This window comes from Enterobacter sp. 342 (assembly GCF_036663495.1).
In the GTDB taxonomy this organism is placed as follows: Bacteria; Pseudomonadota; Gammaproteobacteria; order Enterobacterales; family Enterobacteriaceae; genus Enterobacter.
Genome location: NZ_JAWUEI010000051.1, coordinates 1 through 13,523, shown reverse-complemented (window position 1 = coordinate 13,523; position 13,523 = coordinate 1). Strand labels below are relative to the sequence as shown.

Here is a 13,523-nt window from a genome sequence, read left to right as displayed (position 1 = left end):
TCATGATGTCCCTCTGGGATGCGCTCCGGATGAATATGATGATCTCATATCAGGAACTTGTTCGCACCTTCCCTAGCATCCAATGAGAAAACGTTCAAGAATGTGAAGTCTTTACATCGAGAACGCCGCGTTCAGAAAGTTCACGTTCGAGTAAGGTCTCAATAAACTGAGCTTGAGTGAGCCCTTCCTCTTCACAGATCGTAATCATCCAATCTTTAAGAGGATTTTTAACAAAAACCTTCACTTCTTTATGTGTTTCACGTTTACGCGCAATCGCGGCAAGCTGTCTTTCACTCGCCGACATCGGCTTACCTTTTCGGTAAGAACGCTTTTCTTTCGATGAGGAAGTTACTGCATTTTCGATCTGCGACATCTCTGCCTCCTCAAGGATCAAACTTGGATCGTTTGCAGAGAATACTACAGATATCTGAAATCAGCGACTTAACTTTACGCGAAGGTGTGAGCCATGTTGGCGCATGGTTCACCAGGATAGATGTAGATTGCGGATCAAATGACGATGCGACTTAGTATGAAGAATGCCAGTCCGTTCCTCCGTCCCAGCGCGACTGCCAGTGCTGAAGGTAGGTTTGTGCCACTTCCGGCACCTCATTAATAACCAGCACATTCTCGCTATTCCGCGATGCAGCAGAGCGAGTGTAGTTAAAGCTACCAGCCTCAACTGTATGATTATCAACAATAATGACTTTGTCATGCATGATGGCGTAGCGACCGTTGGTGCGCAGCGGAATTCCCGCGTTCACCACGATGTTCATCGCCGCCTGGCTGGCTTTGCTCCGGTTGCCCTTTTCATCAAGCACTATCTTCACATCCACACCACGACGTTTTGCCCTGACAAGCGCACTAACCACCTCCGGAGACGTAAATGAGTAGCCCATCAGCCGAATTTCCTGCTGTGCTGACTCAATCGTCTTAAGGACCAGCTGCAACGCGCTGCCTTCAGGTGAAAAGCCAACCTGAACGGAGGATGCCGCTGCTGCGGGCTGAATACAGCTCAGCGAAAGACATACCAGACCGGACACGGCCAGCTGGCGAAAGGTGAACTTACGCATTAAATAACCTCAGAAATACTGTTCGGATGTGTTAACCAGAAACGCCGGAGACGGGGAAAACTTGCTTTTACCCTTCTCCGGGGTTGGACAACTGAGCACGGCGAAGGCGTCAGTCTCTTTTAGCGGTATCAGTTGGCGGACGCCTGATTATTTTTTGGTATCACCGGCAGCATGACTGATGGCCTGCTGCAGGGCCTCCGCGCTGGTGTATCCCGGAATAACCGTCACGTTATCAGCACTGGCGCCGGCTGACGGGAGAACCACCAGGGCCGGGGTACCGCTGAAGCCCAGCTGCTGCGCAAGTGTGTTTATGCCATCCAGGGTCCCCTGAACATCTGGGGCTGTTTTCGCATCGAACTTCACGGCTTTTGCGGCCGCGCTGATATCAGCATCGGTCAGCTTACCCTCGTTGTGGGCGGTAGCGTAAATCGCGTTGTGATAGTTAAGGTAAGCATCGGCCCCCTTCTGCTTCCAGATCTGAAGCCCGGTTTTCGCCGCACTGAGCGACGCCGGCCAGCGCTGGCCAAATATCGGGAATTCCTTGAACACAAAGCGCACGTCCGGGTTAGCTTTTATCACTTTCTCCAGTTCCGGCGCCAGGCGGGCACAGTAGATGCACTGGTAATCAAAGAATTCAACGACCGTCACTTTCGCATCAGCAGGACCATATGATGGTGTGCCTTTATCGTTCAGCAGCGCTGCCTGATTCTGAACCACGGCGGCCGTCATCGCCTGCTGCTGCTTCTCCTGCTGTTGGGCCTGCAGCTTCTGGCTGACCTCAACCAGCACTTCCGGATGAGCCAGCAGGTAGTCTTTCGCGATTTCACCAATGCGGGCTTCCTGCTCCGGGGTAAAGGCAGCGGCAGGTTTCTCTGCTGCCCCCGCCATGCCGGAGACCAGAAGGCCAGCGGCAAGCATGACTGAAAGGGTTTTATTCATGTTCATCCTGTGTTTTTCTCTTCTCGGTTGTTATCAGTTCGTTCCGTGCACGGGTGGCGACGCTTCTAACCGCCCTGCGCTGTCGTTTAGCGTGCTCCTGAGCCCTGCGCTCCACGGCATACGCCGCCTCCTCCGCACTCACCGCTGCGACCGGTTCACCGGCAAGGTTTTTACGCCACGCGCCCACCGTCATGGCGCCCAGATACGCATCCGAGCGGGTGACGGCGGCAAGGCAGCGTTTCAGCGTCTTCACGGAAATCTCCAGCCCGCGCCGGCGAATGTCATTGACCATTGCCTCCCGGATGTTGACCGCCAGGAGCTGCGGCTGGCCGTCCGTCACCAGGGCTGGCCAGCAACGCTTCAGGAGCGCGAGCGCGTCCGCAAGCGGCATGACCTTCCGGTACACCGGTTCCGGGGCAGGTTTGCGCCTGGCCGCCCGCATGGCCTCCCTCTCCTGGGCCTGTCGCTCAGCCCACTGCCGGGCTTTCTCTGCTTTTCTGGCGGCCTTCTCGTCCGCCTGCGCCTTTTTCGCGCTCTCATCCACCGCCTGCTTCCTGACCTTCCAGGCAGGCGTCGTGTTCACCACCACGGTCTTTTTACGCGTGACCCGGCCCGGACCCGCACCGTCCGGTTCACTGTTGCTTACGGCACGCTGACCTTCTGGCTCCGCTTTGCGGCGCAGCGTCAGCGTGGGGCGCCCCTGCTCTGTCATCCTGCCTCCGGATAAATCTGTTTCACGTATACTCCCCTGACTGACCCTATTCTGACACGGCAGATATCACATCACCATCAGTCCGATGACGGCAAGGTGCACCGCGTAGAACAGCGGGAAAAATTCGCGCGGCCAGAACCTCGGCACGCGGCAACAGGTCCGGCTCAGCACCGTCAGGGTAACGCCGGGTATTACCAGACCCGCGATGGCAAAGGCGGGGCTGTCCGCGGCATTCAGCGCGAGTATCGCCAGTGCCAGACACAGCGCCAGCCCCGTGCGCGTGGTGCGCCGGCCCGTCATACATACGCCGCAGGCCAGCATCAGCATCACTACCCCCGCCAGCCCGTAGCTTCCCGCCGAAAACGGCAGCCAGGCCAGAACCAGCATCAGGGAGAGCGGCCACGTGCGCGGCCCGTGCCGCTGCATCATCGCCAGTGCCTGTCCGCTGACCGCAAAGGCAAACAGAATATTGCCCAGGTCCGGGCGCAGCCCGGCCAGTATCCAGCCGCCCTGCGCCACCCCGGCCCATATCCAGAGCCGGTTCAGGGCGCGCTGCTGAATCTGCGGATGGCGGGCGAGGTTCATGGCCCAGACCAGGCCAAAGAGCGGAAACGCTCCCCGACCGGCAAGACGCAGCCAGTCATTATCCAGTCCGCACAGCATGCTGATGTGGTCGGCCACCATCAGCAGCAGCGCCACGGTTTTGATAAGGTCGGTCTGGCCCGGCGTCCACACAAGCAGACGCTGCAGCCAGCAGTCGGCCACCACCACAAGGGGGAAGAGCGGATGGTTTTCAGCGCGCATATCAGTCGCCTCCCAGGGTCTTTTCACGCTCAAGGTCTCGCACCGTTTCGCGCTCCATCTGCTGCAGGCGGTCCCGCTGCACGCTCTCGCGCACCACCTGAGACACCGCCTCATCCCGGCGGCGTTCTTCCGGCGCATCCGGCAGCGTGAGGGGAGATGCCGGCGTTTCTTTTATCCGATCCATATCCCGCACCACATCCCGGACGGCGACGTCAGCCCCTCCGGCCGGCCTGTCGCCGCTGCGGGCCATCTCGCGGACCGCCTCTTCGGCACGCTTATCCAGCTCCCGCTGCACCTCAGCCTCCCGGGCCTGCTGTGCCAGCACCTCCGGCGGCACCGTTTCTGCGGGCTGCGTACCAGTGGCATCGGGCAGGCCGTCGGCCCAGACCCGACCGCCGGTAATGGCGCCGGGGTTCCACGGTCGCGCCTCGCCTTCGAGCCGCACCACCACGCCGCTCTGCGGATTCTCCCTCGCGAGCCGCACGCCCTCTTCCATATCCCGCGCCAGCAGCGACTCGCCGTTACGGCTGGCCTGCAGACCCGCAAACGCCGCGTCCCCGCTGCCCATCACCCGGCCTTCACCAGCGAGCCCCTTAAGCTGCCCGTCTCCGGACGTCAGGGCGCTCAGCCAGACGCCCGCCTTCCTGCCGTTGCGGTCGAAGGCCGGGAGCGCCACGTGCGGCTGCGGGTATTTACGCCCCGGCGAGATATATTTCGCCATCGAGCCCTCGGGCTGCAGCCCGGCCTGGCGCAGCGCGGCGCGACCGGCAGGCACCTCACCCAGCGCTTTTGCCGTCGCCGTCAGGCGGGCGGCATTCGCGACGGCGCGGTCGCCGCGCGGCTCCAGAATGTCATGCGCCGTACTTTTCGCCTGCGATTTTTCCATCGCGGCCACCCACTTATCCCGGTTGTCGGTATAGACCTGCGCGTGCTGCTTCATGCGGCTCAGCGCCACGTAGGCTGACTCGAAGCTCACCATCCGCTTACGTCCGCCGTCCGTACCCTGCAGGGAGATGGAGAAGGGCTCGCTCGCACCCTGTGAGCCTTCAACGGTGACGGCATAGGCCAGGTCGATGTGCTGCTCTGCCTGCTCGGCTGACGGCGTGAGCGTACGGGTCTGTTTCCCGTCCGACAGCGTGACGCTGTCACCTTTTATCTCACTGACCGACCAGACGCTGTTGGCCACGAAGCCCCGCTCGTTGTCGCTTTTCGAAAAGCGCATCCGGTCGCCTTCCGACACGGTAATGGTGTCCTGACGGTAGAGCGTGACGCCCTCTGTCGCCGCCTGCGCGGGCGACAGGCTGCGGGTGTTGCCCTGCGCATCCTTCAGCATCACCAGGTGCGCCTCCCCGTCCAGCGCCTCAATGCTGTAATAGGTGCTGTCCAGCAGAACCAGGCTGTCGCGGGATGCCTCCCACGTTGCCATGCGCCGCAGCTCCCCGTCGCGGATATTGGCAGGCGTGAGAACCGGCAGCGTGACCTCTTTTTCGCCCACCTCGCCGGCACCCTGACGGGCGTCATGAATCATGGCGTTCACCTGGCGGCGGTCGGCGTTCAGGGCGGTGATAACGATGGTCTGCGCCTGCGCCTCTGACGTGCGCCCCGTGTAGTCCTTCACGATGGCCTCCAGCAGCGTCGCGGGCTGCCCGCCGGGCATCAGGTCGCCGGCCGCCACGGCTTTCGCAATGGCCTCCTCCCGTTCGCGGCTGAACTCCATGACGGAGCTGTCCGGCTGCCAGGCATCCGCCCTGCGCGGCACCTGTGCCGGCGCCACGCTCTCAATGGTCGTCAGGGCGCTGCCGATATCGCGGCTAATCAGGCTGTAGACGGCAGGTTTTAGTTCCGGCGTCTGGCGGACGATCTCCTGCATCACCGCCACGTCAATGGCGCTGCGCTTCTGCAGCAGGCGGAAGGGCTGGCCCGGGGCAATGGACTGCAGCTGGTCGGTATCCCCGCTGGAGACCGCGCGCCCCCCGCCCCCGGCAATCAGGCTGTACGCCTTCGCCATGTCGGCGTTACCGACCATTGAGCTTTCATCCACGAGAAACAGCACGTTGCTGAAGTCCGTTCGTTCGCCGCCGCGCAGCTGCTGCTGCGTGTCGTGAATAAAGGCCGCCAGCGTCTGCGTTTCAGGCACGCCCGCATCGCGCATCTCGCTCACCGCCCGGTGGGTGGGGGCCACGCCGATAACGCGCGGCTGCTCCCGTTCCGGCAGCGTGCCGATGGCCGACATGACTGCCCGGAACTGGGTGGTTTTACCCACCCCGGCGTAGCCCTGCACCAGGGTAAAGCGGTCGGGGGATTCAAGTATCATGCGCGTGGCGTTCCGCTGCCCGTCGGTCAGGCCCGCCAGCTGCGCGTCCGGAACCTTATCCATCAGCGGGGTGACGGCCTCCTTTCCCTCAAGGACGTGGCGGATAATGCTTTTTTCAGCGTTGTACGACTGGCGTGAGACCAGCAGCTGCAGGCCGTTTCCCGGCGATACCGGCACCGACAGCAGGTCGCCGCTGCGCACCTGACGGTCCGCTTCCTTTTCGATGGCCTGCAGGCTGAGGCTGTCCTGCTCAAATTCTTTCGCGGCGGCCATCAGTTGCGGCTTCGTGAACGCCAGGCCGTTCCCCTCCAGCACCGGAATGGCCAGATGGATAGCCTGCTGCTCCGGCGTGTGCAGACCGGCCTTCTGGTGCGCCAGGGCATCATCGAGCCTGTCATGCCCCGCCGCATCCTTAATCTGTTCGGACACGACGCTCCAGGCAGACTGACGCGACAGCTTCTCCGTCGTTTTCTGCGCCGTCTGCGCGGAATAGAGCCGCACCGCCCGGCCGCTGAGCGCCAGGCCGTTCCCCTCCAGCACCGGAATGGCCAGATGGATAGCCTGCTGCTCCGGCGTGTGCAGACCGGCCTTCTGGTGCGCCAGGGCATCATCGAGCCTGTCATGCCCCGCCGCATCCTTAATCTGTTCGGACACGACGCTCCAGGCAGACTGACGCGACAGCTTCTCCGTCGTTTTCTGCGCCGTCTGCGCGGAATAGAGCCGCACCGCCCGGCCGCTGAGCGCCAGTTTGTTCAGCGTGGTGTTATCCAGCTCGCGCTGCGACAGCGAGGCAAAAACCGTGGCGCTGTCGCTCACCGAGCGGCCCGGCGACTCCACCCAGCCTTGAACCACCTTCGCGGCGGTAAACGGGCTGTCGCCGGCGGGCAGGACCACGTCCGCCTTACGCCCCGGCAGGCTGACGACGAGCCCCGCCTCCCCGAGCGCCTTAACGGTCACCGTATCGCCTCCCCTGAGCCGCGTCCCCTGCGCCTGACCCAGCACTGCCAGACGGTCGCCTTCGGCCACCTGCAGCGTGCCGGTGCGGTACAGCGACCAGCTGCTGTTGAGTTCAGACAGGCGGGTCACCCGCGTCTCACCCTGGGCGTTGCGCAGCGTCAGGCTGTTGTTGCGGCCCGTCACGCGGTCAATGACAAAGCGTTCCCGGCTGCGCTCTTCGGCATTCCAGCGCTCCATGACCATCCCCTCCCGGTAGTGGTCGCGCACCTGCTGATGGCGGCTGTCGAGCCAGACCGGCTCCAGCGTGGTGATACTGACCTCCCGCTCGCCCAGCACCTTTTCCGCCTTAAGCGCCTCGCGGACTACGCCTGCGAGCACCGCCTGCTCGCGCGGACCGGTGACCTGCGCCACGCTGTGTTCACCTGCGCGGACGCTTCGGGCAAAGTCAGCGGCCAGGCGGTCATACCGCTGCCGCCGGTCAGGCTCGCTGATAACCGAGACCTGCGTCTTCTCACCGCCCTGCCACGCGAGCGTGCTCACTCCCGCTTCCTTCATGACGGTGAGGGCGCTGCCGGTCCCGGTGCGCTGGCCGCTGTCGGCAATCAGCAGCTGGACGTTATGGCGCAGCGCACCGTCGAGCAGCGTGAGCGTTTCTTTCAGGGTCAGCTTCTCCCCCTGGTCCACAATCAGCGTGCTGCCGGGCGTAAAGGCCATGCCCTCCGTCAGCCCCCGCCTGTCGGTGATATGCTCGCCGCTGAGGCGCTCATCCTGCATAAGGGCGCTGCGCGAACGCCTGTCGGCGGCGATAATCTGCACGTCACGCCCCTGTTCGCGCGCCATCATCGTCAGCTCCGCCACGCGCTCACGCTGGCCGGCCGCCCCGCCCTGACCCGAAATGATCGCCACCGGCGGACGGTCCTGGGCCAGGACACTCACGGCATCGCTGTATGACCGGCTGCGGGGCACGCTTTTATCCGGAAAAATGTCGGCCTGCCCCGTCCGCTGTAAATCGCGGGTCATCGCCGACACCGACAGCTCATCCAGCACGTGGATGTTCGAGGTAAACAGCCCCTTCTCTTTATCCAGCGGGATGAGCTGCTCATTTTTTATCGCCGCATCGATGCCGTCACGCGCCATCTCCACCATGCCCGACCGCGCGGGCAGCTGCCCGAGGGTGGTGGCCAGCAGTTCGGAATACGTGAACCGCGCCCGCCGGTCGCTCAGCATCGCGATGGCCTGCCCGACGCTGCTGTTAATATCAATGGCTTCAGGCGTCGTTGCGGGAATATTCCCCTGCACAACCCGCAGGTCTGCCGCCTCACGGTAGGCTTTAATGTCAAACCCCGTCTCTTTCAGGGTATGCATCCACTCGGCCATGCGCTGTTCGGGGTCAACCTTCTGCTTCGACTGGCGGGTATCGAGCGCCGCCACGTCGCGGGACTTCAGGGACGCGTCATCCCCGACCGCCTCGCTGATGGTCCTGCTGCGGCTGGAATACGGCTCCGTCGGTACGCCCTTCAGCTCCCACATGCCGTGTTTGCCGACCGTCTCAGTCTCATAGCCCATCGCCGCGACGTCATCCTTCAGCGCGGCACGATACAGGCGGCCAAAGGCAATCTGGTTGGCGTAGATATTCTCAATAAACCCGGTTTTACCCACTTTGTCGCTGCTGAGCGTTCGCCACTCATCGCCATGCTGAGTGGCATTGGCCACCACCGCGTGGGTGTGCAGCTGCGGCTCCTGGTCGCGGCTGGTATCGTGGTTAAACAGCGCCATCACCAGGTTGCCGGTCAGCTGCGTCTCGCTCCTGCCCTCCGTCATAACCCGCGTGGAGGCCATTGCCTCTATCTGCTTAATGGCGGTCTCCACCGCGCGGTTGTGTGCCTCAATAAGACGCTTGTCGCCTCCCAGCATGGCCATCACGGAGACACTTTTGGGCGCAGAGAAGGTGAAGTCGTAGCCCGGACGGTGTTTGTTCGCCCCGTCCTGAGTCCGGCTGAGGTCGCTGCCGTCCGGCAGGCGTCCCTCCAGAACCTTCGTAAAGACCTTCTGGTCCACCCCGCCGCTGAGCCCCAGCGCTTCAGCCCCTTTTCCGGCCCAGCGCTCGCCCATACTACCGATAACGTAGTAGTTGTCCTTGTCGGTGTAATAATTGCCCGCGCTGCCGGCGGATTTTACCGATCCGATGCTCATCATCAGATGTATCCTCCCGGCTCAAGATCCTTTTCAGGCGCCCGGTGAACGTTGATGTTCACTTCTTCACGACGCTGCCTCTCCTGAGGAGACAGTTCGTCCTGCTCCGCCTGCCACGCCTCCCATGCCGCCATATCCACTACTTCACCGCTTTCACTGATGCCGGGCGGCAGCTGCTCTGCCTCTTCCGCCTTTGTCTTCAGCTCAGGCTCCACACCGCCGGCGCCTGCCGCACCTGCTACGGATGCCGCGTCTGCAGCGCGGGGCGCGGGCGTCAGTTGCTGTGGCTGCTGTGGCTGCTGTGGCTGCTGTGGCTGCTGTGGCTGCTGTGGCTGCTGTGGCTGCTGTGGCTGACCAACATTCTCCGCACCGCCCTCTGGCGCGACAACATCGGCATCCGGTTCAAAGAGCATGGCGATGCTGCGGGATTCATGTTCACGTGCAGCCAGCGCGGCATTCAGGCGTTCCTCCGCTTTCCCGTCGATGGTGCGCGGAATGAATTCCGGTGCCACCTTTGGACGCTGCTGATACTTCAGCGCCATTTTCACGGCAGGATAAGGTCCGGGAAGCGTGACGTAGCAGGAGAGATCCGGCAACGTCTGGACGTCGGAGTAACTCACCAGGGTGACGCGCTCCATGTCCTTGCCGACCGAGGTACCGTCGCGTACCGGGTCCACACCGTAGGAATACTGCTCGGACGCCTTGAGGATTTCTTTTTCACCGATTTCGCCAGCGGCGAACTCGGCGATATTGCGCGACGGCGAGCGGAAGAAGGCACGGGTGTTCAGCACGTCGAACAGCGTTTCCGCCGGCTTCTGCCCGTAAATATCTTCCAGCTGGGCGTAGGACTGAATGCCAATGACGTAGCAGCCGCCAAACTTACGCGCCTCCGGCAGGATCTCAACCAGGTCCGGCAGCTTGTGCAGGGTAGGCAGCTCGTCGGCGAAGATCCACACGCGGCGGTTACGGTTTTCCCCCATCGCCAGCAGCCCGCGAATGGCGATGGACAACCACATGGAGATAACCGGCTTGAGGGAAGCGTGGGTGTCAGCATTGGAGGAGATAAACAGCCAGCCGTTTTTACCATCCTCACGAACGCCGCGCATCCAGTCGCGTATGGTGAATGACTCGCCGTTATTTTCGATGCCCTGCAGGTAGCGGATAGCCTTGACGTAGTTGGTCAGCACGGCGCGGATGGAGATGGCCGTTTTCTCGATTTTCTCTTCCACCAGGTTCGCCGCCGGGGAGTTTTTCAGGTACGAGCGCAGCTTCTCAATCTTGATGGAAAGCAGCGTGTCGACCAGCTTGCTGTAGCTGCGGTCCTTGTCGTTGCGCATCAGATATGCGGCTTCGGCAAAGATGGTACGTCCCGACCCCTGCCAGAAGGGGTCTTCCTTCGTGCCCATAGGAATAAGCGTGTTGGAAACGTTGTCGAAGTCAGGCTGCGTCAGGCACTCCCGCCACAGGTCCCATGCAGCGCAGCGCGCATCCAGCGGGTTAAGGATTTTATCTGTGGCCGGATCATAGTAGCTTTTGACGAACTCACAGGAGCGGTCATACACGATGACCATATCGCCACGCTGGCGGGCGTAGTTCATCAGACGGCGGATAACTTCTGATTTACCGGCCCCGACGGTACCGTGCAGACAGAAGTTCTGGATCTCCGAGTCCTTAATAAGCGGCAGCTCACCGATTTTGATGTCGGATGCGAGACCGTCGCGCCTGAGCATTTTCGCCACCGCTTTCGGGTCGTCAGTCAGCTGGCGCCCTCCCGTTATCTCGTCCTCACTCTGCTGCTTACCCTGATGGCCCAGAATCCAGGTGGTGACAAAGAAGGTAATAACGCACACCACGGCCGCGATGATGGCAGCAAGAATAAAGGCCGTCCAGACCTGGTCGGCGCACCACTGGATATATTTGTCCTGCAGTATTTGCTGCGCGTTGTACTTCAGCTCATGGCCGTAATAACGGATGGTATAGACAGGCTGGGATTTAAAAATATCGCGCATGGGGGCCAGCGTCTGACACCAGTAATAAACCATGCCGTTCACGAACGTCTGCCAGGTCAGTTTAACCGACAGCGTAATCGCGACAATGATGCCGAAGAGAATGACGAGACAGTACACGATGATATTGGCAATTTGACTGAACATACGGATACGCATGCTCGCGATCTGACCGCCCTGGGTCATATCCTTAGCATTAAAACTCATATTAGCCTCATAGAGGTTGGTCTATATGTATAGCGACCATGATTTCAGAAAGCAATTGATTTAATGTCATCCGTTACAAAACACTAGGATGACATCATTTAACTAAAGGCGGGGAGATTATTAATAATGAATGTTATTTTTTAAGTAAATCACACGCTCCTGCATATCCATGTGAGCATGATTTTTTCAAATAGATATCTGCCATTCCAGAACCTGGAAATACACCATCACCTCTCATATAAGCCCCTGCCAAATTAAACTCAGCCTGTCCGTTATTTTTAATGGATGCTTTCTCCCACCAGATCACCGCCTCGTGCATATCCCTATTAACACACTCACCTGTAGAATACAGGTTTCCAATATTCAAATATGCCAACTCAAAATCTTTTTGAGCTGAGGAGTTAAGCAAATCCATTATTTTATCACAACGGGCATCTTTCAATAATCCATTTTTATAAAGCATTGCCAAGTCATTCTGAGCAGATGCATTCCCTGCATCTGCTGCCTTCCCCCACCAATAGCCTGCTTTTTTTATATTTTTATCAACACCTTGCCCATAATAATAGAGCAGACCTAGGTTATTTTGGGCATCTGAATTACCCTGAATCGCCGACTTATTAGTCCAATAAAAAGCTTTTTTATAATCACCAGATACGACCAAATACATTGCACCTAGCTTATATTGAGCTAATGCGTTTCCAGAATTCGCATCTTTTTTTAAGTTAGTGTAGTAGTCGTCGCTAGCCCTTACACTCAAGGTACACGACAGGAAAACAAAAACTCCCAACATCCCATAGAACACTCGCATTGTTTACCTCCATAAAACTAAATATTATATCCATACACAACCATGAAACTGACTATGAAATCCTACAACTCAATCTAACGCTTCCAACCCATTGGATAATTACTTTCCGGATTATAATTAACATTATCAAAGTCCACGGATTCAAAGTCATTATTTATAGAGTGGGCGCCATCTACCTTGTTTTTTTCAAGCCACTCTTTGATGCTTATACACCCGCTAACCTTATATAAATCCATCAATGTACCCACAATGAATACAAAAAAAGTAACAAGAGGAGGAGCCAGTGAACATATAGGCATTATCACATACCAAACTACCCTGTTGTATGTGTAGGGTTCAACACTGCCTTTATTCTTAGATATTTTATAAAACAAATAGATGAACAATCCTTGCCATAAGAGCACAGTTGCACCAATGAATACCACCTCCGTAACTAACCATCCAGCCAGATAACAAGCAATAGACTGAAACAACACTACCATGAATATCTGAAGCAGATTTCTCATCGCACCCTCTCTGGCATCCTGTTACTGCTTATGTTTATCTTGATATTTTTTTGCCTTCTTCATCAGTTCTTCAGGACTGTCAGCCCCCGGCACTCGTTCTTGAGACTCCTTTTCCTTATTATACGTATTCATTTGCGAAGATTGCTCTGAATTATGATGTTTTTGCAGATCAGAATACTGTTTATTTATGCTGCCTTCTTCATCGCGTATTCCTCCTTTAGTATCGGCTATATTCTCTCTCGATGTTGTGAGCATATTATCAACTTGGTCTTTTACATTATTCTGAATTCCGCTGTCCTGTGTACGTTGTTCGATAGTAGCCTGATGAGACTGGTGATCGGCACTAACATCGCTATTTCCACCGCCACCAGAAATGGCCCCCATACCATGGCCAACATTTCCTTTAGCTGCTGAATATGATGCATCAACGCTCGGTTGTACCTGCTCCTGAACAAATCCCCAAGCCAGTTCCCGACGTTTTCCTGCGATTTCTGCTGAGCTGGTATTAGTAAGCAATGTATCTGCATCTTGAGGTGCATGTTTACGGACATACTGGGCAAACTGCTGATTTAGATCCTCGCTCATTTGACCACTCATACTTTCTGTACGAGACGCCATTTCAGCATATTCATGGCTACGAGCCTGACTTGTGGTGTACTGATCATAGCTCTGTTTTGCTGAGTTCAACGATGCCGAAAGTTGATCTGCTCGGGAAGCCGCATTATTGTCCGTATGGCTCCCAGATTCACTGACTTTACGGCTAGTAAAGTAATCACTCGCCTCCTTAAAGTCCTGGGTTGCTTTAGCATCCATATCATGTCGAGCATCATGGCTAGCTCGAGAGCTATTTGTTGCTTGGTGCATATCGTCATCGGAAAAATCAACTCCCGCCTTAACTCCTGCCTGAAACCCTACCCCTCCTCCGGTACCCTAAGGAAGGTGCGAACAAGTTCCTGATATGAGATCATCATATTCATCCGGAGCGCATCCCAGAGGGACATCATGAG

At 58.2% G+C, this 13,523-nt stretch carries 9 protein-coding genes and 1 pseudogene; all 10 read right to left on the bottom strand.

Going from position 1 to position 13,523, the window contains the following annotated elements; genetic code table 11:
• Positions 1-94: 94 nt before the first annotated feature.
• Positions 95-373 carry a replication regulatory protein RepA gene (locus V6E55_RS23680; protein ID WP_008324932.1) on the bottom strand — a complete coding sequence of 93 codons (279 nt, stop codon included), beginning with the start codon at positions 371-373 and terminating at the stop codon, positions 95-97.
• 151 nt (positions 374-524) lie between these two features.
• Positions 525-1,070 carry a phospholipase D family nuclease gene (locus tag V6E55_RS23675; RefSeq protein ID WP_008324931.1) on the bottom strand — a complete coding sequence of 182 codons (546 nt, stop codon included), beginning with the start codon at positions 1,068-1,070 and terminating at the stop codon, positions 525-527.
• A gap of 147 nt (positions 1,071-1,217) precedes the next feature.
• Positions 1,218-2,009 carry a DsbA family protein gene (locus V6E55_RS23670; protein ID WP_232933989.1) on the bottom strand — a complete coding sequence of 264 codons (792 nt, stop codon included), beginning with the start codon at positions 2,007-2,009 and terminating at the stop codon, positions 1,218-1,220.
• Positions 2,002-2,721 carry a fertility inhibition protein FinO gene (gene finO / locus V6E55_RS23665; RefSeq protein WP_008324922.1) on the bottom strand — a complete coding sequence of 240 codons (720 nt, stop codon included), beginning with the start codon at positions 2,719-2,721 and terminating at the stop codon, positions 2,002-2,004. The genes V6E55_RS23670 and finO overlap by 8 nt, the downstream gene beginning before the upstream one ends.
• A gap of 66 nt (positions 2,722-2,787) precedes the next feature.
• Positions 2,788-3,525: a type-F conjugative transfer system pilin acetylase TraX gene (traX, locus tag V6E55_RS23660; RefSeq protein WP_008324912.1), complete on the bottom strand. Its 738-nt coding sequence runs from the start codon at positions 3,523-3,525 to the stop codon at positions 2,788-2,790.
• Position 3,526: 1 nt separating this feature from the next.
• Positions 3,527-8,992 carry a MobF family relaxase gene (gene mobF, locus V6E55_RS23655; RefSeq protein ID WP_316944022.1) on the bottom strand — a complete coding sequence of 1,822 codons (5,466 nt, stop codon included), beginning with the start codon at positions 8,990-8,992 and terminating at the stop codon, positions 3,527-3,529.
• The gene (gene traD, locus V6E55_RS23650; RefSeq protein WP_022652256.1) at positions 8,992-11,202 is read right to left on the bottom strand and encodes a type IV conjugative transfer system coupling protein TraD; all 2,211 of its coding nucleotides are present in this window, start codon (positions 11,200-11,202) and stop codon (positions 8,992-8,994) included. Before traD ends, mobF begins: the two co-directional genes overlap by 1 nt.
• Positions 11,203-11,335: 133 nt before the next feature.
• Positions 11,336-12,010 (bottom strand): tetratricopeptide repeat protein, encoded by a 675-nt coding sequence (locus tag V6E55_RS23645; RefSeq protein ID WP_008324909.1) that lies wholly within the window; start codon positions 12,008-12,010, stop codon positions 11,336-11,338.
• Between the two features lie 74 nt (positions 12,011-12,084).
• Complete coding sequence (locus tag V6E55_RS23640) at positions 12,085-12,516, bottom strand: entry exclusion protein (RefSeq protein WP_008324118.1); 432 nt, start codon at positions 12,514-12,516, stop codon at positions 12,085-12,087.
• 21 nt (positions 12,517-12,537) lie between these two features.
• Positions 12,538-13,446, bottom strand: a pseudogene (locus tag V6E55_RS23635) (conjugal transfer mating-pair stabilization protein TraG); the annotation flags it as partial.
• Positions 13,447-13,523 lie beyond the last annotated feature (77 nt).

What these genes read in the sequence shown, in the direction of transcription:
- mobF (WP_316944022.1), bottom strand. Translation starts at nt 8,992, where the DNA reads ATGATGAGCATCGGATCGGTAAAATCCGCCGGCAGCGCGGGCAATTAT.
- finO (WP_008324922.1), bottom strand. Translation starts at nt 2,721, where the DNA reads ATGACAGAGCAGGGGCGCCCCACGCTGACGCTGCGCCGCAAAGCGGAG.
- traD (WP_022652256.1), bottom strand. Translation starts at nt 11,202, where the DNA reads ATGAGTTTTAATGCTAAGGATATGACCCAGGGCGGTCAGATCGCGAGC.
- V6E55_RS23675 (WP_008324931.1), bottom strand. Translation starts at nt 1,070, where the DNA reads ATGCGTAAGTTCACCTTTCGCCAGCTGGCCGTGTCCGGTCTGGTATGT.
- V6E55_RS23640 (WP_008324118.1), bottom strand. Translation starts at nt 12,516, where the DNA reads ATGAGAAATCTGCTTCAGATATTCATGGTAGTGTTGTTTCAGTCTATT.
- V6E55_RS23645 (WP_008324909.1), bottom strand. Translation starts at nt 12,010, where the DNA reads ATGCGAGTGTTCTATGGGATGTTGGGAGTTTTTGTTTTCCTGTCGTGT.
- V6E55_RS23680 (WP_008324932.1), bottom strand. Translation starts at nt 373, where the DNA reads ATGTCGCAGATCGAAAATGCAGTAACTTCCTCATCGAAAGAAAAGCGT.
- traX (WP_008324912.1), bottom strand. Translation starts at nt 3,525, where the DNA reads ATGCGCGCTGAAAACCATCCGCTCTTCCCCCTTGTGGTGGTGGCCGAC.
- V6E55_RS23670 (WP_232933989.1), bottom strand. Translation starts at nt 2,009, where the DNA reads ATGAATAAAACCCTTTCAGTCATGCTTGCCGCTGGCCTTCTGGTCTCC.